Raw genomic sequence first — 20,150 nt, forward strand, 5'->3', positions numbered from 1 at the left:
CCGCACCGCCAAAAGTGCCCGGCTTCTGTCCTTGAGTTCGATATCGACCCTGAGAGGAAGCTTCGCCCCGATGAGCGCGAAGACCTCCTCCGTGCGGCTGGGTCTTCTCGTCCCGGTACGGGGAACGGGGTGGACCTAGGCTGGGACGTCGAAGCGCCGGCCTTCCGTTTTGGAGGGAAGCAATGTGAGGACGAGGAGGGCCGGGCCGCCGAGGAACGGTACGAGCCCGATGACGATCAGCGAGCCGCTGAGGTTCGCATCGTGCAGGCGCCGGACGGTCAACGCCAAGGTGGGGACGAGGATAGCCAGGAGCCAGAGGATCCAGATGATGATCCCGGCCGCGGACCCTGCCCCGGGTTCCGCAGTGACATATCCGTCCGATTCCTGGGCCGAGGCGTTCGACAGGACGGTCGTGATGACCGCGAGCACGATGCCTACCACGAAGGAGACCAGGTACCACCACCAGTATTCGCTGCGGCTGGCCCGGCCGGTGAACGTGGCGTATTTCCTGAAGAACCGCTTCACGGCCTCCCCGATTTCCGCACCGTAGTACGGCGCCCACAGCGGGACCGTGCCGAAGCCAACCGGGACGGCCTGCTGGGGCTGCCATACAGGAGAGACGTACGGTTCCTTCGGGTACGGGACTGTCGAGGACCCACCCAGACGATGCTTTCTCCACCGTGGAGGGATCCAGGTATGCGTGGCGAAGAAGGTCAGCAGGAGCCAGCCCGGCCAGACGTAGGCCCCGTCGGGCTCATACTCAGTGATGGTCCCGGGAACCTCCGGGTCCGGATAGGTTGCTTCGTGTCCCGTGGCGTAGCCGTAGGCGACCAGTGCGAGGCTGAGGACGATGCCGGCCATGGCGATCTCGCCGTACCGGATCCACCAGCGCCGGATACTCGGGACGAGGCGTATGGGCAGCCCGATGACGGAGGTGACGGTCATCGTCAGCCCGGGCCCGAGAGCCACAGCAAGAAGGAATCCCAAAGGGGCACCGCCGCCGCCGATCAGAAGCACGATCAGGACCGGGGTCAGGATCGCGTATCCGACACCCACTTGGTGGAAGAACTCTTCAGTCCGGTTGCGTAGCGGGTGGCGGGTGTCCCACTCATCGGCCGTGGTCGGCGGATGCTTCGGCACGTGCGGGTCGTAGGTCATGAGGTCCGTGTCTGGTCGGGGCTTCCGTCACCGGACGGCGCCATGTGGGCTGGCCGGTCTCGTCGCCGTCAGCGAATGTGGGTTGTTTCAAGCCGTTGCAGGCCCTGGACCAGGCTGAGGATCCCGGCCAGGGTCGGGCCCGGCTGTATCAGCGCGGCCTTGGCGTTGACTGGATTCGACGGGCAGGACCAGACCTGCCGGGTGGATGCCGGCCGGGGCCGGCGACGTTCCGTAACCACCGCCCCGCCCGCTCTTGGCTAACCCGGCGCGCTGCGGTTCATGACGAATAACGCGACATCCCTCCGGGGGCTTCCCGGACCTTCCCGCGTGGCCCGTTTCGGGCTTTTCCAGGTGCGGGTTCCGCGGAGGCAACAGGCTCCGGCGCGGAAACCGGCCGGGGTGGACGAGGAGGGCCAAGGGCTCTGTCTGGCGTGGGTCATCCGAGCGAGCGCAGGTATCGCCGGTGCACCATGCACTGGGCGATGCGAAGGAAGGGGTAAAGTGTCCGCCAGGGTTGTTGCGGTGCCGGGCGTGTGAGCGAGCGGACGGTGAGGCACACTTCCCCGCCGTTGCGGTGCACGATGAACGCTTCCTCGCCGCACACGGGATGCCCTGGCAGGGTGCGGTAGGCGAACCCGACCCGGTCCGGCTCCCGCAGCACCGTGACGACTTCCACCGGTTCCACGATGTTCACGCCGAACAGTCGTGCGGTGACGGTTACGCGGTCGCCTTCGGACACCGGGGCCGTTGAGTCCACCGAAAAGCCGCTGGCGGTTTTCACCTTCCAGTGCAGCACCCCGGTAGCGGCGCGCGCCCACACCGCTTCGCCCTCCCCCACGACCGCCGATACCTCTGACCAGCGGTAGCCGCGGCCTGAGGGAGGCCGCGGGTGAAGGCCGGTACCGGTCATCGGTCACTCTTTGCCGGCTCATGTTCGATTCTGGCTAGTCTCCAGACGGAGAGCCGGCCGATGCCGGCTGCTGCGCCGGAGATGAGCCCCAGCTGGGGGTTGCCTGGGAAGAGTAGAAGCCCGGGGAGGAGTCCTGCAGCGAAGAAGGCCAGGACATGGAGTGTCTGGCTGTGTACCCGGCGAAGGGCCAAGGCCGTCGGTGCGCCGAAGATGACCGCCACGGGCAGGACCACGACCGCGGAAAAGATGAAAACCAGCAAAGCCATGAAGAGAAAATAGAAGGCATCTTGTTGTGGCGCCCCCGCGAAGACCACCAAGATCAGGTTGAACGCGGCGTGCGCGACCAGGCTGCCGATGATGAAGCCACGCATGCCAAGAACGACACGGGTGCCTGCCGGGTGATTGCAGCCAAAGGCGAGGGGCATGTTGTCGGGTCGAGTGGTCGTGCTCAATTCTTCCTCCGATGTGGAACGGCCAGGGCCGGGTCCTGATGGTTCAGATGGTTCGGGCGCGGATGCTGCGGGCGAGTCCCAGGACGTCGTCGAAGACCTTGTTCACGCCGGGAATCCTGGCCAGCGAAATACCCCTGGCGACAAGTGGCGCAAGACCGTCGATGAGCCTGCGCGTGCGTTGCTGGTCCTCGGAGTCATCGTGCACCCAGAACAACGTGACGCCCATGTATGCCAGCCACAGCAACTCGGGAAGATCGGCGCGAAACTTTTCCGGAACGGCCGGCGAAGACCCCTGGACGACGGCGCTGAAGACGGCAAGCGAGGCTTCACGGGCGGCCGCCGCTTGCTTCCCGAACGGGTTGACCGGCGAGGCCGGGCGGATGGCGGTGGAAATGAACTCCCCGCCAAAGCCGTGGTACGGGGCCATCACATCAATCCCGGCATGCAACACAGCCGTCAACCGGTCCCCGAAACCCCTGACGCCCTCAACGGCCCGCGAAGCCCTCGCGGTATGGTCCGCCTGGACCTGTTCATAGAGTTCCAGGACAAGGTCGTCCTTGGACGAGAAGTAATAGTAGGCGTTGCCCACCGACACGCCCGCCTCGCCCGCGATCGCCCGCATCGTGGTCTTCTCGAAACCGACCTCCCGGAACATCCGCAACGCAACATCCGCCAGCAGCTGCCGGGTCTGATCACTCTTCACCGCCACCAGGATCCTCCTTTATTTGAACGTGTTCAAATAAAGGATTGCATGGTTTTTGAACATGTTCAATTTCGTCGAGATGCATTCCGGCCGGGAGGTGCCGTGGGGGGGCCGATACCGTGCCGCCTTGGACGGCTGGAAGCGGTGTGGCCTAGCTTCTTCCTCTCAATCCAGGCGGTGAGGTTACGTCCCGTGAGCCGCTGGGTGGAAGGTCTCGACGCGGTGGGATCCATGCCGGGCGTTGTAGGAACGTGACACGGTAATGAGAATTTGCTCTACTCGGCCGCCGACGTCTTCGCGTCAGCGAGTGCGGGATACCAAAGCGGGTTCCCAAATATCGTGCGGTCATTGAAGGTCAATGACCGTGGTGCCCCCGCGGTTGCTCGATGCCTTCAAAAAACCTTCAAAGACCGGCACGTTCAATAACCTTTCGGATGCCTTTTACGTCGGTCCAGGGATCGCCAAGAACAAACTCTCCAAGGGCCGGGCCTTTTTGGCTCCTAACCAACCCTTTACGGTTCATCGATCTTTTGGTTTTCCGCGTCATGAAACGTCGCTGCCCCGGGTGAAGCTGGCAAGCGAAGGGCCGGAGGGGAATGGTTCTCGGTTTCCTTCGGTCTCTCGGGCAGTAGACAGGGAACGGCAATGCACACAGTTGAATACATTCCACCGCAGGAGGGGCGCGGGGCCTTGACCCGGGAATCCTCCGGCGCGGACAAGGCCCGGGGTGTCGCGAATAGAGGCGCGGAACCGGAAACCGCGGTTGCTGCCCGGATCCGGGGTCCGGAGTCGGATCTTTTGGCCGGTGTCCGGGCAGGGGATCCGAAGGCGATGGCCGCGTTATATGGCCGGTACCGGGAACCGGGGTTGCGGTTCGCCAAAGGACTGATGAGCGGTTCACAGGATGCTGAAGACGTGTTGCACGATGCGTTCGCGAATGCGGTGGGTGCGATCCGGAACGGGTACGGGCCGACCGATGTCTTCGGAGCGTATCTGTACACGGCGATCCGGTCCGTGGCGAACACATTCCGGAAAAAGCAGGGCCGTGAGCAGCCCACGCCGGACGAGGACATGGACCCGGAGCCGGTGGAGGATCTTGGCCTGGAAGCGGTGTTGTCGTTGTTCGAGAACGAGAGAATCGCAGCCGCGATGCGTTCGTTGCCGGTGCGGTGGAGGACGGTGCTATGGCATGCCGAAGCGCTGGGAGAGGCACCGAGGGATATTGCCCCGCTGATGGGAATCAGTGCGAACGCCGCCTCGGCTTTGCTGCTGCGTGCCAGGGCAGGGCTCCGGGCAGCCTACGAAAAACAGGGCCCGGCCAGAGGTAGCACAGTACGGAAACAAGAAAAATCTGCCCTTGACCGGAAGAGCACGAAGGATCGCTTACAGTAGCAAGCCGATAGGACGGAGTCTCAGACTATCGAGTATCTTTCGAGTAACTCCATTCAACCCTCTTTGCATGCGGCTTCTATCCGGCGCGCGAGGGCAGAAAAGTTTAGAGCTTGTTGCGAGTAGTCTTCGCCCTGGCGCACCCTGCGCACCATCGACGGAGAGCGGTCGTGCAGCCTGACACGAGCTTTTCCCTGTCTAGAGGGTGCCCTTAAAAGGGGCCATTTGGTGTCAGACGCCCTGAAAGACGGTGCTAGCCTCCTGCCTCCAAAGGCGGCCGCGCCCCGGACACCCCACGGCGTGCTCCCTAAAGCGGTCAGCCAGGCTGATCATTGGGAAACTTTGAAGATGTCTATGCTGTCGCACTTGTGGATCACGACCCGGCCCTGCCCGTGTTCCAGGAAGAGCCAGATGATGCTGCCTTCAGGCGTGGTCTCGTCGACGCGCCCCGCGGCTAGGGCAATTCCCTGCCGGTACACCTCGACATTGTCTGAAGCTGAGAGCTGCTCCCATTCCGGGACGTGGTGCGGCGTGGGCTCGGCTGCCTGAGCCAGGGGCTGAGTTTTCATATGCTGGGGTTCCTTGACGAATTATTGCTCATTCACATTCCGCAGGCTTCCCTTCAACCGGTTCTCTCATCGACCCCGCACTGTAGGTGGAAACCACGGGTGAAGGACCGCTTGAACGGTCTGCTACCTTCTTTTTGCTTACTTTGTTCCGGGGTTCTTAACGCCGGGGGATCGCTAAGGTGACGTCGGGCTCGGGGATGGTCGGACGGACTACGGCCTTCCGGTTTCGAATGGATGGCTTCCAGCGTCCCAAAACCGGTCGATGGTGCCGGATCCTGGGGTGACCGGTGGCCTATTAGGATGGCGTAATGCTGATTGAACACCGGGGCTTTCGCCCGCCCTCGACCCGTCAGCCTACATCGCTCTAACGGCCGTCGTGTTCGGTGCTGTTGTGGTGGGAACGGGCGCTCGAATCCTTCATGGCGCGGTAGTGACCGCCGAGGATGGTGAAGTCCGGGTCGGGAAGAACACCGTCATCATGGAGCACACCCTTGTCCGGGAACGTTCCGGGCACCCTGCCGTGATTGGGGACAGCGTGATGGTCGGCCCGCATGCCCATGTCAACGGTGCTACGGTCGCCAACGGGGCGCGTCTATTGCCACCGTAGCGTCCCTTTTCCCCGGGTCACCCGTTGGCGCCGGAACGGAAGTCCGCACCAGCGGCGTCGTGCAAGTGAATTCAAAGCTTGACCCGGGGGGCAATCTTGCCCATCGGATGGGTTGTCGTAGGGGACCCGGCAAGGATCCTCCCGCCCGAACGGCATGAGGACATCTGGGATATCCAACGCACGCTCGATTGTCCCGGCACCGTCTACGGGGTCGCAAAGGAAAGTTCGATGGCGCAGCTGATGGAAGCTCAGTCCTCTGATCGACGCCGCCCGCACCGGAGCCAAGGGCCTCGATACCGACTGGGTCCGTCCGCCCTCCGAGCCGGTCTCGTGGTCAGGGTCAGACGGACAGCCATTCAGAGAGGGCGCGCTGCCGCAATGGGGCTGGGAATCGTCAGGCCCCGGAAGCCTCGGTGTCAAGCGGTGCCCGAAAGGAGGCCGAAAAAAGTTCGGCGAGTGCGTGCCGGTGCGCCATGTGTGGTGGAGTGCCGGACGATAACACGGGAACCATGTGATCCGATGCGGGGCAAGCCTGTCGGGGTGTTCGTATAGGCTTAACCGACGCTCGACTCTTTGAGGAACCGATGGAACAGCCGCTGAATATTTACTGTGACGAAAGCACTCACCTCCCGAATGATGGAATGCCGTTCATGGTGCTGGGTGCTATCGCTTGCACAAGTGAGGCCACCCGGAGAGTGTCGCAACGAATGTTTGAGATTCGGGCGGCCCACGGGGTGCCTCATGATTTCGAAATCAAGTGGTCGAAAGTGTCGCCCGCGATGCTGCCGTTCTATGCAGACCTGGTTAACTTCTTTTTCGATAACGACGATCTGTCGTTTCGAGCTGTGGTCGCACCGAAGGCCAAGTTGAATCATGGGCAGTTCTCGCAGACTCATGATGACTGGTACTACAAGATGATGTTCCTCTTGGTGCGGAACATCCTCAAACCTCAGGTGCCCGTTCATATCTATCTGGATAAGAAGGACACCAGGAGCGGTATCAAAGTCGAGAAGCTTCACAAGGTGGTTGCTAACAGCACCTATGACTTTGATCGCAGGATTGTTCGACGAGTGCAGATCGTTGAATCTCACCATGTCAATCAGCTTCAGCTCGCGGACCTACTCATCGGCGCGACTAACTACGCCAACCGCAAGCTTCGCACAAGCTCGGCAAAGCTGGAGCTTGTGGAACTGGTAAAGAAGCGCTCGGATGCTCAGTTGACGCGTTCCACCCTGCCCTCCGAGGAAAAGTTCAACGTCTTTGTTTGGCGTGCGAGGGCGGCCTGATGTCGCTTACCCTGATCGTCGGGCCCTCCTTCCACACACTGGGCATTGCCGAAGAAGAATACATCGATACGCTCTACGCGGGATTCCTCGATGAGCTAGTGAATAGTCACGCTCAATGGAGCCCTAACGGAACCAAGGTTTCCTGCCGTCGCCACGATGAGATGTATGGGCGTCACGCCAGCTTCTGGCATTGTGTTTCCGGTGGAAGCTCCGACGAGGAGTTGAGGATCCTTGACCACGGTAGATGCGCCAGAGTTCATTGGATTCGGCCTATCCTCGACCACTTCAATTCCGTGTACCCGGATGCTGGAAGTGGTTCGATCAACTGGTGGATTAGTTCCAGGAATCCTAGAGCTCCGCGTTATCTTATTGCCAACTCCGACTTCTCCTACGTGGTCATCGTCGATGAGCGCACGGACTATGCACTACTCGTCACGGCATACTGTGTTGAACAGAAGCACCGCAGGCGTAAGCTCCAACGGGAGCACGAAGAGTACTGGTCAGGGAAATAATCAAGGGCCGTACGCGATGCGCACGGCCCTAGCTACTCTTTCGACGCATGGTCGATGAGCTGGTTTAAGCGTAGCTAGCCGAGGTCCCGGTGTCCAGTCGAACAAGCAACGAGGGCACTGCGCAGCCCCATTGACTTCAACCCGATCGTCGGATCATTGTCTTCCGTCAGGGCCGAAGTGTCGTAGACATCCCGGGTGTTCCGGGAATGGCGTGTCCGCGGTTCTGCACCACTGCACACAGCGCGGCGGTATCTGCGAGCAGATAGACCCGTCCCCGCCGGCGCCGTATTTCCACCGAAATTGCCCAAACGGGTCATACGCAGGCTCTCCGCGGAAAAGTCCACCGACATGAACTGCCCGTGTTGCTGTGCGCACGTTTTAGCTCAAGGTCGATGTGTCGATGACAATCCGGTAGTGCACGTCGGAGGCTCGGGCGCGTTCGTAGGCGTCATTGATCTTGCTGCCCGCGATGGGTTCGGCCTTTGCACCGAGTCCGAGGTCGGAGCAAAAGTGGAGCATTTCCTGTTTTGATGGATGCCGCCTGCCGAAGTCGAGACCTCAGTGCCGTTCCGCGGCCGGACGTCTTCCCGGCGCGGCGCAGGCACCGGGTTCCCGAGGGCCGCAGGGCACAGTCCGCTCGTAGCCCAGGCGCTCGAGGCTCCCGCCGATGAGCGGGGTCATGGCACTGTTGCTGAGGTGGTAAGGCGTCCCGAACGGCGCTTCCAGTAAGGAGGCCCCAGCCGGGAGGGGGACGGTTCCGGCTTCCCGCGGAAGCTTGGCGACCAGGGAGTCGCGCAACCGTCGGTAGCTTGGGTCGTAGTCCTCCACGACGTCCGGCACACAGTGGCGGACCGCGCTCGGGAGCGGCTCCGGTATCGAATTCCGTCGAAGCTGACGTCGCTCCAGCCCGCGTGCGGCACGGCGGGTATTTGGCCTCGGTCCTCCGTGACGTCACAACCGGCGTCTTCGGCCGTTATCTCTTCGCGGGCAGTAGTCATGCCGCCGTCACGTGATCTGACGGTGATGCCCGCTTTGAGGGGCGAGTTGGGGAATTCTGCCCCCTCGGGCGGGCTGGCGGTGGCGGACTCCACTGCCAGCCCGCACCGGAACCCTTACTCCGATGGCTGGCACGGATCCTTTGCCCGGAAAACGGCCAGGTCACCGAGTTGATGCGGCTAGATCTGGAGTGCGATGACGGCGTCCTTCGCGACGCCAAGCCTATGACCCCGCACTCCATGGACTTACTCCGTTATGGACCTCGGCCGGGGTGCGAGGTGTTCGCGGGGACCCCGAGAAGCCAGCATCTCGACTGAACGAGCGCACACAGCTCGCTTCGTCGTCAAGGATATGACCGAGGAGCCGCTCCGCTTCAGTGACGAAATCCAGGCGCATGACGGCGTCGCCACCAAGTATCTTGAGGTTTCGGTCATAGGTTTGAGCAGTTGAGTCAGAGTACGTTATCAGCGACATGCCGAGTTCGGCGATTCGGGACCGTATTTTGAACGCGTAGTGGTGCTGAAGAATTGAGGCGGCCAGACGGTCTGCTTGAAGTGGTGAATCAGCGCCATTCCAAAGGATATGCTGCCTTTTACCGAAATGGGCGGGAACCTGCGCGAAGCCTTTAGGCGCGTACTTTGGCGAGCTCACGGCGTCGCCACTAAATCAGTTCCGTAGGACATACGGTACAGTGTACCTCGGACCAACATAAACAGCCTACAGTACGATAGTACACGCCATGCTGGTGCTAGTCAAGCCGAGTTGATTCGGCACATTCTCTGATCCGAAAGGACCGATCGGACAACATGAACAGCCGCCACAAGGCGGCACCGGACACCCAAAAAGCCCCCGAAACAAAAATGCGTTCCCGCGCATTTTCCGGAGGCTCTAGGGTCACACTTAACGTCTTTTTCACCGACGTGTTCGATGCTACCGGCTCCAGCCTTGGTACGCAATGTGTGGGTCCCGTGCGCCCTTCAACATCCCCATTTTCTGTCCCTCCTCGTCGCCCGTACCGCGTCCTGCCCGGGCGCATCCCTTCCCCTTGCTTGCCTCCTGAGCTTTCTGATCCTAAGTCCTACCCCCTGTCGGGGAGTTGCGCATGAGCCGGGAGCGGATTCTTGAGGTCATCGCGAATTATCGGCCGAACCCCGGCAAGATCCCCGATGAGGTTTGGGCTGTGATCGGCCCGTTCGTGCGTGACGCGGCAACCCGTATCGGGGATATGGCTCCGGACACAGCGAAGAACTACATTCACGCGATCTCGTATTACGTTTTCTGGGCCTATGAGCTTGGCGCGCTCCTGGATGTGGAGGTCGTCTTCACCCCGTCAAGGGTTGAGCGTTATATCAAGACTGCGACCGAGCACCTGGTCCCGGCTTCCCGGGCCACTCGCAGGGCATCGCTTGGCCGGGTGGGCAGGGCGGTCACGCGGCGAGCCCCGTGGCAGCCGCAGGGCAGGGAGTTTCAGATGCACCAGCTTCAGGCTCCTTATACGAGCTCTGAGGTGGAGCTTTTTCTTCAGATGGCTAGTCAGCAGAGCACACCGTTCAAACGACGTGTTGCCACCGCGCAACTGTGCCTTGGTCTCGGCGCGGGTTTGCAGGCGCGCGAGTACCTGAGCGTGGGCCTGGAACACCTGATCTTGCATGATGAAGTGTTTATGCTGGACATCCCGGGTGAGCGGGCCCGGAAGGTCCCGATGCACCAGCGGTACGTCGATCCGCTCCTTGAAATCGGAGAGAAGTTCCCTACTGAACCGTTCATCGCGCCGCTGACGGAAGCTGGTCCAGGAGACCGATTGGACAGGATCCTCAGGTCCCCGGACTACCCGGGCATCAAACGCCCGACGACCAACCGGCTCCGAACCACATGGCTGACGCGCATGCTGCGCTCCGGGTGCAATCTTTCCGAGGTGCTGTACATGTCCGGGCTGCAAGGCACCAAGTCATTGATCGACTTGGTTCCCTTCATCGAGTTCCGCAACGTGCTCGAATGGTTCGGAGAGGCGGCGACCTTCCATGACTGAACCCCTGGACGTCCGCCACCTTAGCAACGCGCCGCGGCTGACCGAGGCGCAGGCCTACGCTGCCGCGCTTGACTGGTACGCCCGACTGAGCCTTCCGAAACTCGTCATTGACTACGAAGAATCCCGGACCGGGCCCAAGCGGAAGGTCCCGTTCAAAGCCCTCCTCGTCGGCGCCGCGTTCCACATGCTCAACCGCAACCCCTCGAGCCTGCACATGAGTGCCATCGCGCAGGAAATCGAACTGCTCAGCCGGCAACGCAAGAAGGAACTCGGGATCAGAGGCGCCGCCACGGCAAAGAACTTGTGGGAGACTAAATCCTCCCTGCTGAGACTTCTCACCAAATTCACCATGGACGAAGAACCATGGACCGACCAGGGCACGGGGGAGATCCTTGACGATGCCCGCATCGACCGCAGCTTACTGTCATCATTCGATGTCTTCTTGAACTGGATGATCGCCGCCTCCGTCCCGCCGGATCACCCCTTGCCAGCAGGGACGGCCATCGACGGTACAGGCGTGGAGGCGTATGCGCTGCCCGATCGTGCTGACCACGGCCAGGCGCCTGGACGTGCGGCGAAACCGGCGAAGCGCAGAAAAGGGGACCTACCCGATGAACCGCAAACGCCGGGACGTCGGCGCTCCGTCGACCCGGACGCGCGCTGGGGAAAGAAGACCGCCACAGACAACAATCCGAAGGAAATGTATTTCGGGTATGAGGCCCATTTCGGGGTAGACGCGAACCCGAAAGGAGCGGTTGACGCTCCCCGGGTACTGAGGTCCTTCATCATCGTTCCGGCGAGCACAAACCGGGCCAGGGCTGCCCTGGCCGGACTGGACATCGTGAAAAAGGTAGCCGGCGAGGGATATCGACTCTCGCGGGTCTATGTCGACAGGGGCTATTCCATGCTGACGGCCGAAAACTGGCAACTACCGCTATGGAGCAGGAACCTGTGCCCGGTTTTCGACCTGGCCCAAAACCAGATGACCACACGACCCAGCAGGCACAGCGGGACAATCTTCATCGACGGGGCACTCTTCACTGACGCCCTGCCCATGAAATTGAGGGAAAAGCTGCTCTCACCAACCGAGAAAGGGATCAGCAAAGACGAGAGTGACCAACGGGCGCGCATGTACGACGAACGCAGCCACTACGCCTACCGACCACACGGTGCACGCGACCCGGAAACAGGGCGTCAACGATTCAAAGGTCCTGCAAACGCGGGCAAGCTCAAATGTCCGAACAACCCCGAGTCGATGCGTTTCGTTGATGACGACTACCCCGAAACCCTCTGCGATTCGGACACCAAGTGTGGCTGCACTGGGACGGTGACGCTTGGACCGGAAGACCATGCCCGCGAGTCCCAATGGCCACTGTTCAGAACAACCGCTTGGCTCAAACTATACGGTGCCCGAAACGCCGTTGAATCCTTCAACGCCGACGTCAGGACCAACAAACTCAACTGGCGACGCGGCTACGTCAAAACCTTCAACCGGACCCGGACCGCCTTCCTCCTGGCAATTACGTTGGTCGCCCTGAACTACTGGATCGTGCGCGACTGGGCCTTCAACCGGCGGCTGCAAAACCCCTGGGGCGGGGAGCACTGGGACTACGGACCCGAACCAAAGAAGACCCGCGCCCGCCGGACCAAACTCATCACGGACCACCCGGCCAGCTAGCGCAACCGGCACGATGACCCCGGAGCCTCACGGCGCCGGGGTCATCGGCGTGCGCTCAGACAGATTGCAGCACGACCAGGACGCCGAGACCGTATAACGCTATACGCCAAGACAGGCCCGTCGGCGACGATCCGGACGTCCGAGACCGTCACGAAACGAAAAATTCCCCCGGACAAGTCTGCCCGGGGGAATTCGTAATCAATGTCGGGGGTAATTCGTAAAACCCCCGCTGGCGGTGACGGTGGGATTTGAACCCACGTTGGCTTTTACACCAAACAACATTTCGAGTGTTGCACCTTCGGCCGCTCGGACACGTCACCAACTGAAATAGGGTACCGGAGTGGAGGCCCGTTCCCCAAAACGGCCGGGCGACGCCCACTTAGTAAGTAGCCTTCCCTTTCGTAATCGCAGCCGCAGGACTAGATTCGCAAGCACGATGACTCTTCCACGAAACGCACCGCAGAACACGGGCACCCAGAACACGCACCCCCAAACGGCCCTGGCCTACTGGACGGTCGGCCCGTGCCAAGGCGAGCTCCGGAGCGAGGACCTTCCGGCGCCGGCGCAGGGCGAGGCTGTGGTCCGTGCTTTGTACTCGGGAATCAGCAGGGGAACGGAGCTCGTGGTCCATGAAGCGCACGTGCCCACACGAACCGCGAAAGCGATGCGGGCCCCCCATCAAACCGGGGACTTTCCCGCGCCGGTCAAGTTCGGTTATCTATCGGTCGGAATAGTTGAACAAGGCCCCGAGGACTGGATCGGCCGGAACGTCTTCTGCCTGCACCCGCACCAAGACCGCTACGTCGTGCCCCTCAGCTCACTCACGCGAATCCCCGACGGCGTGCCGGAACGCCGCGCTGTGCTCACTGGCATCGCCGAAATCGCCCTCAACGCCCTTTGGGAGGCGGGGCCCCGCCTGGGTGACAGGATCGCCGTCGTCGGCGCCGGACTGGTGGGCGGCATGACCGCGGCGCTCCTCCGCGGCTTCCCGCTGGAGCGCTTGCAACTGGTGGAGACGGACCCGGCGAAGCGCGGGTTCGTGGAATCCCTGGGCGTGGAGTTCGTGCTCCCGGACGACGCGCATCAGGATTGCGACATCGTGTTCCACTGCTCGGCCACGGATGAAGGACTGGCCCGTAGCCTGCAACTAGCGGGGGACGAGGGCGAGATCATTGAGATGTCCTGGTACGGGGACCGGAAGGTCTCCTTGCCGCTGGGGGAGGACTTCCACGCCCGGCGCCTCACCATCCGAGCCAGCCAGGTGGGAGTGGTGGCACGTTCGCGCCGGCATAGCCGTACCTCAAGAGAGCGGCTGGAACTGGCGGTCTCTCTGCTGCGGGACCCCATTTTCGACGCGTTCCTCACGGGGGAGTCGCAATTCGAGGAACTGCCGGAGGTCTTCAATGGCCTGGAAAACGGCGAACTGGACGATCTTTGCCGAGTCATCAACTACCCCGGGACCCCGCAGCGGGAAGGAAACGAGGCATAACGATGTTCAGACTCACCGTCCGCCGGCACTTCATGATCGCCCACAGCCTTCCGCGGGAATCGTTCGGCCCGGCCCAGGGACTCCACGGAGCCACTTTCGTGGCCGAGGTGACGTTCCGCCGGGCGGAGCTGAACAACGACGCGATCGTGCTGGACATCGGCGCCGCTGGAACCATCCTGGACGAGGTGCTGGCCGGCCTCAACTACAAGAACCTCGACGAACACCCGGACTTCGCCGGACAGCTCACGACGACGGAAGTGCTGGCCCGCTTCATCGCTGAGGCGGTTGCAGCGAAAGTCCGCGGGAGCGACGACGGCGGTGCGCTCGCCGGCGTCGACGTCCTCCTCCGGGAACATCCCGACGCCTGGGCAGGCTTCTCGCTGGATTTCGAGCGGTAGCTCGCGCGGGACCGCCCCGGATGGCGGATAAACGGTGCAGAATGGGGCCATGACGTCCGCCGTGCTTTCCACCCAAACGCTCACCCCGGAACTCCTCCGCGCCTGGGCGTGGCACAGACAGGGCCTGGACGGTTCCCTCTCCGGCAAGACGTCCGAGGAAGTCCTGGACCGCGCCGGCTGGGCCCGCTCGGTGGGCGGTGCCAACCCCTACCTGACGCTCTTCGCCCGGGCCGGGATCCGGCGCGAACAGGTCGATCGCGACGTCGCCGAGTTGAGGATCCACGAGCTCCCCACGGCCCGCGGTTGCACCTACGTCCTGGGCCGGAACGACTTCGCGTGGGGCCTCCAAGTCGGCCGGGACGCCGCGGTGGCGCCGTTCAAGGTCCTCGCCCGCCTCGGCGTCGAACGCGGTGAGATCACCCTCCTCGAAGAGCAAGTACTCCACACCCTCCTGGAATCCAGCGACCCCATGGATCCCAAGCAGCTCAGGGACGAGCTCGGCGAATCCGTCCGCAGCCTCGGCGAAGAAGGCAAGAAGAAAGGTGCGTCAACCACCCTGCCCACGGCGCTGGGGCTCCTCCAAGCCGATGGCCGCATCCGTCGCGTCCCCGTCAACGGCCGCCTCGACCAGCAGCGCTACGCCTACACGTCGTGGGTGCTGCCGCCCAGTGGCCTCGACGACGACGCCGCCCGCGCGCGCCTGATCGAACGGTACCTGCGCTGGACTGGCGGAGCGACGTTCAAGCAGAGCCAATGGCTTACCGGATTCACCGTCGCGCAGAGCAAGGCGGCGCTGGCCGCCGTCGGCGCCGTCGAAGTGACGACGGCGGCAGGCGAGCCGCTCTGGATGCTGCCCGACGACGTCGAGCACCTTTCCGCGTTCACGGCGCCGCAGGAGGAACAGATCCATCTTCTGGCCGGGACGGATTCTTTGGTACTGCTGCGCAGGAATTCGGCGGACATGCTGGCCGAAGGAGATCGGGGCCGGAAGATCCTGGACACCACGCTCGCGCTGCAGGCGGACCTGTCCGACCACCCGATCCTGGACCGGGGACGGATCATCGGGCTGTGGCAATACGATCCGGGCAAGGAACGGATCGCAGCATGGACGTTCGACAAGCCCACTGCGGCCGTCACCCGGCGGATCAATGAGGTGGAGAGCTGGATCCGCGAAGACCTCGGGGACTTCCGCTCGTTCAGCCTGGACTCGCCGGCATCGCGACAGAAACGCATCGACGCCCTGTACAGCGCCAATTCATAAGGCGAACGCTGGTCTCAGGTTGGAGTGCTTCAGTCCACCCAGAATCCGGAGAACTCGCCGGTGGCTTGCGTGAAGGTGGCATCCACGTGTTTTACCCGGCCTGGGGCGTCCCGGGACTGCAGCCATTCCAGCAGGGAATCGACGGCTTCGCGGTCTCCCTCTGCGATCACTTGCACCGAGCCGTCCAACTGGTTCGCCGCCTCCCCGGTCAGTCCCAGCATTCGGGCTTGGTGCATTGTTGAATAGCGGAAACCGACCCCCTGGACGCGGCCGGTCACCATCGCCGTGACGCGTACCGGGGAACTCATGCGGCACCCGATCCATACGGCCTCGTGATCGCCTCGAGGAAATGACCGTCCGGATCGGCGAAGTAGACGCCGCGTCCGCCGTCGTTGTGGTTGATCTGCTGGGGGCGGGACCGTGCAGGGTCGGCCCAGTAGGGGATGGCCTCGGCCTGGATCCGGGCAAAGATCCCGTCGAAGTCGTCCTCACTGACCAGGAAGGCGTAGTGCTGGGGAGAGATGGGCCGGTCCGCCGTGGCGAAATCGAGGGCGACTCCATGGTCAAAGGCCACGGTCATGAAGGACCACATGGCTTGCGGCTTCGGAAGCCCAAACACCTTGGCGAGGAACTCCGCGGAACGGCGTTTGTCCGTCGAATAGACGATGGTGTGGTTGAACGAGACGGTCATGAGGTCCTCCTCAGGTGTGCTGCCTGAGACCATCTGACGTCCAACACCTCACAATTTCAAGGGCGATCCGGAGGCAGCTGCTATTTCCGGTGGGCCGCGAAGAAATCGCGCAACAGAGCCGAGCATTCCTCTTCGCGCACGCCTGCGTACACCTCCACCCAGTGGTTGAGCCGGCGTTCCCTCAGGATGTCGAACACCGATCCGGCAGCCCCGGCCTTCTCATCCCAGGCGCCGAAGACCACCCGCGGAATCCGGGCCAGCACAATGGCTCCGGCGCACATCGCGCACGGCTCCAGCGTCACCACGAGGGTGCAGTCCTCGAGCCGCCAGCCGTCTCCGCCCTCGCCGAGTTCAAGGGCATGGCGCTGCAGGGCCGCGGCCGCCTCGCGGATGGCAACGATCTCGGCGTGCGCCGTCGGGTCGCCGTGCGCTTCCCGTTCGTTCCGCCCGGCACCCAGCACGCCGCCGTCGGGCCCCAGGACGACGGCGCCGATCGGCACATCCTCCGTATCCAGCGCCCGCCGGGCCTCGTCCAGGGCCAGACCCATCCAGGCCGCGTGCTCTGCGTGATAAGGCTCGTTGGTGCTCATGCCTCAATGATAGTTTTGGAGTCATGCGCACACTCGTCGTGGACCACCCGCTGGTCGCTCACAAGCTCACCGTTCTGCGGGATAAGAACACTCCTTCACCGGTCTTCCGGCAACTCACCGAAGAACTTGTCACTTTGCTGGCCTACGAGGCCACCCGCGAAGTCAGGACTGAAGCGGTAGAGATCGAAACCCCTGTCACCAAGGCGATCGGCACCGCCTTCACGAAGCCGACGCCGCTGGTGGTCCCCATCCTGCGCGCAGGCCTTGGCATGCTCGAGGGCATGACCAAGCTGGTACCCACCGCTGAAGTCGGTTTCCTGGGCATGGCCCGCGACGAAGAGACCCTCGACATCATCACCTACGCCGAGCGCCTCCCCGAAGACCTCACCGGACGCCAGATCTTCGTGCTGGACCCCATGCTCGCCACCGGCGGCACACTGCGCGAAGCCATCAAGTTCCTCTTCAAGCGTGGCGCTTCGGACGTCACGTGCATCTGCTTGCTCGCAGCCCCGGAGGGCCTGGCCAAGCTGGAAGAAGAGCTTTCCGAAGCCAACGTCAAGATCGTCCTCGCGTCGATCGACGAGAGGCTGAACGAGAAGGCCTACATCGTTCCGGGCCTGGGCGACGCCGGAGACCGCCTCTACGGCGTGGCCGGCTAGCGAGTCCGGCTAGCTACTAACCCGCGCGGCGCTGGGCCTTGCTTGCCTTGAGCACCATGGGCAGCTTGGACCGAAGGGTGCACTCAAGCAACTCCTCGGCGGTCTCGTCCTGCTCGTAGACTTCCGGCAGGCGGATGCCGATCAGGGTGTTCATGAGCATGCCCTGCGCAAGGAAGTCGCGGGAGGTTTCGGGGGACAGGCCGGCTTCGTCCCGCACCAGGCGGTAAATATCCAGGAATCCTTCCCTGGCGCGTGCCCCGATGGCGGGTTCATGGCCGGCGACGAAGGCCTGCATCAGCATCATGAGAATGCCGCGATCCTCGATCAGGTCGGCGTAGGCGATGGCCATGAGCTGCTTGAGCTGTTCCGGGCGGCCGCTCCCGGCGGCAGGATCGAGGTGCCGCAATTCTTCGGCGAGTTCTCCGGCGTCGTACGCCGCGATGACGTCGCGGAACGCGCGCAGCAGCTTGCCCTGGGCGCGATCCAGGGCCTCCAGGAACAGTGTCTCCTTGGTGCCGAACATCCGCACGACATACGGCTGGCTGATGCCCGCAGCCTTTGCCACTTGGTCCGTGGTGGAACCAGCGTAGCCACGCTCGGCGAACACGCCGGTGGCAGCTTCCAGGATCAGTTCGCGCCGCTGCGCCGCAGGTATGCGTTCGGCAGTTGCCTGGCTGCTTGAGCCCGATTCCGGGGCGCCTGTGCCCCCTGTTTTCTTCGCCACACTTGACATGTTATCAGTCGATAACTAACTTTGGGCCTTAAGTAATCATTCGATTACAACAACCCGATTCAGCGGCACCTCAGAGACCCCGTGGAGTCATCATGAAACGCACCATTCCCGTTTGGCTGGCCATTGTGGCGGCCTCTCTCCCCGTCTTCATGGCCACACTGGACAACCTCGTGGTCACCAACGCACTGCCCGTCATGCACAAGGCCCTCGGTGCGAGCGTCGAGGAACTGCAGTGGATCGTTAATGCCTACTCCCTGAGCTTCGCGGCGTTCATGTTGCTGGCCGTCGGCATGGGTGACCGCTTCGGCCGCCGTCACGTGTTCATCGCGGGCCTTGCCATCTTCACCCTCGCGTCCGCAGCGGCAGCCGTCAGCACGGATCCGTTGCAGCTCATCGCCGCGCGCGCGGTCCAGGGCGTTGGCTCCGCAGCGCTCATGCCGCTATCGCTCACCCTGCTGGTGGGCTCGGTCAGCGACAAGCTGCGCCCGCTCGCCATCGGCATCTGGGGCGGAGTCTCCGGCCTGGGTGTCGCACTGGGGCCGTTGATCGGCGGCGCAGTCGTGGAAGGCTGGAGCTGGGAAGCGATCTTCTGGCTCAACGTGCCCATCGGCATCCTGTCGATTCCTCTGGCGCTCTTCGCGCTGCCGAACAGCTTCGGCGCCCGCGTCCGCGCCGACGTCGTAGGCCTTCTTCTTTCCGGACTTGGCCTCCTGGGGCTCGTCTTCGGCATTGTCCGGGGGAACGACGCCGGCTGGTCCAGTGCCGAAGTCCTCGCCGGCTTGATCGGTGGCGGCGTCCTGCTGCTTGCCTTCGTTCTGTGGGAATCCCGGGTCGCTGCGCCACTGCTTCCGCTCCGGCTGTTCCGCGACCGCAGCTTCACCGTGGCAAACCTGATCGGCTTGACCTTCAGCTTCGGGATCTTCGGGTCTGTCTTCATCCTCATCCAGTTCCTGCAGGTAGTACAGGGCCACGGACCCCTCGCAGCAGGCGTCATGACGATGCCCTGGACCTTGGCGCCCATGTTCGTGGCACCGCTTGCCGGCCTGTTGGCCCCGCGGCTTGGCACCAGGACCCTGATGATTGCGGGCCTCGTGCTGCTGACAGCGGGCATGTTCTGGCTGGCCGGAGTCCTTTCCGCGACCGTCCCTTATGAAACCCTGGTGCCGGGCTTTGTTGCGGCCGGAATCGGCATGGGCCTGGTTTTCGCCCCGATGTCGACGGCGGTGCTCGCCAACATGCGCGCCGAGGACCACGCGAAGGCGAGCGGGACCAACTCCACCCTTCGGGAGATCGGTGTGGCACTGGGCGTGGCCGTCCTGACGGCAGTCTTCACGGGAGCCGGCGGCAAACTCACTCCCACGGGCTATGTGGACGCGGCCATTCCCGCCGTCTACGTGGGTGCGTCTGTGCTGGTCCTCGCCACGTTGGCGGCGTGGCTCCTCCCGTCCCGCGCCCGAGCCCGCGCGCAAGCTGAAACAGAAGTCGGCGTGGGCACCTGGGGAGGCGCCGCCGTCGAACTCGTCAACGCGGGGTCACTTACGGCCCAATTCGAGCAGCAACATGGGCCGTAAGTGACCCCGCGTTGTGCTCCGCCCCTACCGGTTTTCGGGCTCCGCCGATAGCCTTTGGCGCATGGACTGGAAACTTGAACTTGTGTTTGTCCCCGTGTCCGATGTGGACCGCGCCAAGGATTTCTACGTCAACAAAGTGGGCTTCAACGCCGACTACGACGAGCGGCCCATGGACGGTATTCGCTTCGTCCAACTGACTCCGCCCGGCTCGGCCTGCTCCATCTGCATCGGCGAGGGCCTCAACGACGCCCCTCCAGGCACCGCTCCCAGCCTGCAAATGGTGGTGGGGGATATCCAGGAGGCCCACAGCCAGCTCAAGGCCAACGGCGTGGAAGTCAGCGACATCGACATCCAGGATTGGGGCCACTTTGTGTACTTCGCCGATCCGGACGGCAACAAATGGGCCGTTCAGTACATCCCCCACCGGCCCAACGGCTAGGACTCACACCGTAAGAGTTGGGCCGCAGAC

General features: G+C 63.0%; 22 protein-coding genes and 1 tRNA gene. 10 read left to right on the top strand and 13 right to left on the bottom strand.

Annotated features, from left to right (window positions below; translation table 11 throughout):
- Positions 1 to 135 precede the first annotated feature (135 nt).
- From AB4068_RS11290 to AB4068_RS11305, 4 genes are all read right to left on the bottom strand, one after another.
- The gene (locus AB4068_RS11290; protein ID WP_441433414.1) at positions 136 to 1,158 is read right to left on the bottom strand and encodes a DUF805 domain-containing protein; all 1,023 of its coding nucleotides are present in this window, start codon (positions 1,156 to 1,158) and stop codon (positions 136 to 138) included.
- A 436-nt stretch (positions 1,159 to 1,594) separates the two neighbouring features.
- Positions 1,595 to 2,068 carry a DUF1990 family protein gene (locus tag AB4068_RS11295; protein ID WP_441433415.1) on the bottom strand — a complete coding sequence of 158 codons (474 nt, stop codon included), beginning with the start codon at positions 2,066 to 2,068 and terminating at the stop codon, positions 1,595 to 1,597.
- A complete protein-coding gene (locus AB4068_RS11300) occupies positions 2,065 to 2,520 on the bottom strand; it encodes a hypothetical protein (RefSeq protein ID WP_441433416.1) in 456 nt (151 codons plus the stop codon). Before AB4068_RS11300 ends, AB4068_RS11295 begins: the two co-directional genes overlap by 4 nt.
- Positions 2,521 to 2,563: 43 nt before the next feature.
- On the bottom strand, positions 2,564 to 3,229 hold the full coding sequence (locus tag AB4068_RS11305) for a TetR/AcrR family transcriptional regulator (protein WP_441433417.1): 666 nt from the start codon (positions 3,227 to 3,229) through the stop codon (positions 2,564 to 2,566).
- A gap of 825 nt (positions 3,230 to 4,054) precedes the next feature.
- Between AB4068_RS11305 and AB4068_RS11310 the strand changes: the two genes are divergently transcribed.
- Complete coding sequence (locus AB4068_RS11310) at positions 4,055 to 4,615, top strand: RNA polymerase sigma factor (protein WP_441433467.1); 561 nt, start codon at positions 4,055 to 4,057, stop codon at positions 4,613 to 4,615.
- 326 nt (positions 4,616 to 4,941) lie between these two features.
- On the opposite strand, the gene AB4068_RS11315 is transcribed toward AB4068_RS11310, so the two are convergent.
- Both AB4068_RS11315 and AB4068_RS11320 read right to left on the bottom strand, forming a co-directional pair.
- A complete protein-coding gene (locus AB4068_RS11315) occupies positions 4,942 to 5,181 on the bottom strand; it encodes a hypothetical protein (protein WP_441433418.1) in 240 nt (79 codons plus the stop codon).
- A gap of 364 nt (positions 5,182 to 5,545) precedes the next feature.
- Positions 5,546 to 5,740 carry a hypothetical protein gene (locus tag AB4068_RS11320; RefSeq protein WP_441433419.1) on the bottom strand — a complete coding sequence of 65 codons (195 nt, stop codon included), beginning with the start codon at positions 5,738 to 5,740 and terminating at the stop codon, positions 5,546 to 5,548.
- 632 nt (positions 5,741 to 6,372) lie between these two features.
- Between AB4068_RS11320 and AB4068_RS11325 the strand changes: the two genes are divergently transcribed.
- Complete coding sequence (locus AB4068_RS11325; RefSeq protein WP_441433420.1) at positions 6,373 to 7,074, top strand: DUF3800 domain-containing protein; 702 nt, start codon at positions 6,373 to 6,375, stop codon at positions 7,072 to 7,074.
- A gap of 890 nt (positions 7,075 to 7,964) precedes the next feature.
- Here the strand turns inward: AB4068_RS11325 and AB4068_RS11330 are convergent.
- Positions 7,965 to 8,105, bottom strand: coding sequence for a hypothetical protein (locus AB4068_RS11330; RefSeq protein ID WP_441433421.1), 141 nt, complete (start codon positions 8,103 to 8,105; stop codon positions 7,965 to 7,967).
- A 39-nt stretch (positions 8,106 to 8,144) separates the two neighbouring features.
- Positions 8,145 to 8,426, bottom strand: a complete 282-nt coding sequence (locus tag AB4068_RS11335; protein ID WP_441433422.1) for a hypothetical protein — start codon at positions 8,424 to 8,426, stop codon at positions 8,145 to 8,147.
- Positions 8,427 to 9,684: 1,258 nt separating this feature from the next.
- On the opposite strand from AB4068_RS11335, the gene AB4068_RS11340 reads away from it, so the two are divergent.
- Positions 9,685 to 10,611 (top strand): hypothetical protein, encoded by a 927-nt coding sequence (locus AB4068_RS11340; protein ID WP_441433423.1) that lies wholly within the window; start codon positions 9,685 to 9,687, stop codon positions 10,609 to 10,611.
- Positions 10,604 to 12,289, top strand: a complete 1,686-nt coding sequence (locus tag AB4068_RS11345) for a hypothetical protein (protein ID WP_441433424.1) — start codon at positions 10,604 to 10,606, stop codon at positions 12,287 to 12,289. Before AB4068_RS11340 ends, AB4068_RS11345 begins: the two co-directional genes overlap by 8 nt.
- 230 nt (positions 12,290 to 12,519) lie before the next feature.
- Here the strand turns inward: AB4068_RS11345 and AB4068_RS11350 are convergent.
- Positions 12,520 to 12,609 (bottom strand) — tRNA-Ser (locus AB4068_RS11350).
- 116 nt (positions 12,610 to 12,725) lie between these two features.
- On the opposite strand from AB4068_RS11350, the gene AB4068_RS11355 reads away from it, so the two are divergent.
- Genes AB4068_RS11355 through AB4068_RS11365 form a run of 3 tightly spaced genes read left to right on the top strand, consistent with a single transcriptional unit; the run spans position 12,726 to position 15,437 of the window.
- A complete protein-coding gene (locus tag AB4068_RS11355; protein WP_441433425.1) occupies positions 12,726 to 13,778 on the top strand; it encodes a zinc-dependent alcohol dehydrogenase in 1,053 nt (350 codons plus the stop codon).
- Positions 13,779 to 13,780: 2 nt separating this feature from the next.
- A complete protein-coding gene (locus AB4068_RS11360; RefSeq protein ID WP_441433426.1) occupies positions 13,781 to 14,176 on the top strand; it encodes a 6-pyruvoyl trahydropterin synthase family protein in 396 nt (131 codons plus the stop codon).
- Positions 14,177 to 14,225: 49 nt separating this feature from the next.
- The gene (locus tag AB4068_RS11365) at positions 14,226 to 15,437 is read left to right on the top strand and encodes a DNA glycosylase AlkZ-like family protein (protein ID WP_441433427.1); all 1,212 of its coding nucleotides are present in this window, start codon (positions 14,226 to 14,228) and stop codon (positions 15,435 to 15,437) included.
- A 29-nt stretch (positions 15,438 to 15,466) separates the two neighbouring features.
- Here the strand turns inward: AB4068_RS11365 and AB4068_RS11370 are convergent, their stop codons facing one another.
- The 3 genes from AB4068_RS11370 to tadA form a co-directional block, all read right to left on the bottom strand.
- Positions 15,467 to 15,745, bottom strand: a complete 279-nt coding sequence (locus AB4068_RS11370) for an acylphosphatase (protein ID WP_437772360.1) — start codon at positions 15,743 to 15,745, stop codon at positions 15,467 to 15,469.
- The gene (locus AB4068_RS11375; protein WP_441433428.1) at positions 15,742 to 16,128 is read right to left on the bottom strand and encodes a VOC family protein; all 387 of its coding nucleotides are present in this window, start codon (positions 16,126 to 16,128) and stop codon (positions 15,742 to 15,744) included. Before AB4068_RS11375 ends, AB4068_RS11370 begins: the two co-directional genes overlap by 4 nt.
- Positions 16,129 to 16,208: 80 nt before the next feature.
- Positions 16,209 to 16,718 (bottom strand): tRNA adenosine(34) deaminase TadA, encoded by a 510-nt coding sequence (gene tadA / locus AB4068_RS11380; protein ID WP_236815026.1) that lies wholly within the window; start codon positions 16,716 to 16,718, stop codon positions 16,209 to 16,211.
- A gap of 23 nt (positions 16,719 to 16,741) precedes the next feature.
- Here tadA and upp point away from each other — a divergent pair, with 23 nt between their 5' ends.
- Positions 16,742 to 17,377: a uracil phosphoribosyltransferase gene (gene upp / locus AB4068_RS11385; RefSeq protein ID WP_059388604.1), complete on the top strand. Its 636-nt coding sequence runs from the start codon at positions 16,742 to 16,744 to the stop codon at positions 17,375 to 17,377.
- A gap of 16 nt (positions 17,378 to 17,393) precedes the next feature.
- Here the strand turns inward: upp and AB4068_RS11390 are convergent, their stop codons facing one another.
- On the bottom strand, positions 17,394 to 18,101 hold the full coding sequence (locus tag AB4068_RS11390) for a TetR/AcrR family transcriptional regulator (RefSeq protein ID WP_441433429.1): 708 nt from the start codon (positions 18,099 to 18,101) through the stop codon (positions 17,394 to 17,396).
- 101 nt (positions 18,102 to 18,202) lie between these two features.
- On the opposite strand from AB4068_RS11390, the gene AB4068_RS11395 reads away from it, so the two are divergent.
- Entirely contained in the window at positions 18,203 to 19,681 is a 1,479-nt protein-coding gene (locus AB4068_RS11395) for an MFS transporter (protein WP_441433430.1), read from the top strand.
- Positions 19,682 to 19,742: 61 nt separating this feature from the next.
- Positions 19,743 to 20,120 (top strand): VOC family protein, encoded by a 378-nt coding sequence (locus tag AB4068_RS11400; RefSeq protein WP_059388606.1) that lies wholly within the window; start codon positions 19,743 to 19,745, stop codon positions 20,118 to 20,120.
- Positions 20,121 to 20,150 lie beyond the last annotated feature (30 nt).

This window comes from Arthrobacter sp. 2RAF22 (assembly GCF_052115325.1).
In the GTDB taxonomy this organism is placed as follows: Bacteria; Actinomycetota; Actinomycetes; order Actinomycetales; family Micrococcaceae; genus Arthrobacter.